This window comes from Paenimyroides tangerinum (assembly GCF_003865405.1).
Taxonomy (GTDB): Bacteria; Bacteroidota; Bacteroidia; order Flavobacteriales; family Flavobacteriaceae; genus Flavobacterium; species Flavobacterium tangerinum.
Genome location: NZ_RQVQ01000110.1, coordinates 1 through 1,067, shown reverse-complemented (window position 1 = coordinate 1,067; position 1,067 = coordinate 1). Strand labels below are relative to the sequence as shown.

Genomic DNA, 1,067 nt, shown 5'->3' with positions numbered 1-1,067 from the left:
CAGAAGCGCTTTCTAAAGGTAGCTTTGTATTAGAATCAATAATTTTTCCATTCAAAACTTGAGCATTCATCTGGAAAATAAACAAAGTAAAAAAAACAAGTATAAGTTTCTGCATATCAAATGGTTTTAATTTAAAAATACAAAAAAAATCTGATGAACAATAGTTATCATAATATTTTAATACTGATAATCAACCGGTAGCATATCACCTAATTTTAAATTTCCGTGATGACCTCCAAAATACAATCCATTTGTGTTTAATAAATTTCCATTTAAATCAATTGTGATTTCATCATCAACAAATACAAATATGGTTTGATTATTATTATTCTTATTTAATAATATTAAATCTGTAAATTCATCTACCATTTCAAAATCATCATCAGTCATTTCTCGACCAAAACTACTCAATGATTTAACTTTTTTACGTTTAATCGTCGGTCGTTTAAGTAAATTTATAATATAACCATTATCTAACTCAGTTACTGCAAAATAGCTTTTCTCATCGACCGGAAATTTATTAACATAAAAGCCATAACCTTCTTCTTTTAATTTATCGGTTGCTAATGCTTTCAACATATAAGGAACGCCCTTTTTATAAGTTAAAAAAAGATGCTCTTTTATATTTTTAGAATCCTTACTTATATCTTCAAAGTAAGTATAACCATTGAAACTACTATTCAAATAAGCATAATGAACTAATGATTTCATTTGAAAATTTGCATTAAAATCTGTAAGATAAAAATTGACACGATAACCTAAATTTTTATTTTCAATTACTATAGGTTCTGAAGCTTCTGCTCGTAAAGTAAATGTTCTTAAATCATAATATAAAACAATATCATCTTCATTAAGAATTTTACAACCTTTACCATTTGGTGTAGTTCCAAGAAAATACTTCTTGAAACATTCCATCATTTCTTTACGAGAAAAGGGCGACTTATGAATAATCATTTCAGCCAGGTTTTCATCGCTTGGTTTTAAGTAAATTGTAAGATTAGGGGTATTTAAATCTTCTTTTGGAATTAAATAAGTTACGTATCCAACATAATCAATTACGACATTAT

Annotated in this window: 1 protein-coding gene; it reads right to left on the bottom strand. The window is 26.3% G+C overall.

Translation table 11 applies throughout. The annotated features are described in order from the left end of the window. Positions 1-177 precede the first annotated feature (177 nt). Positions 178-1,067: hypothetical protein (locus tag EG240_RS16620; RefSeq protein ID WP_158612049.1), on the bottom strand; the 890-nt coding region annotated here is incomplete at its 5' end.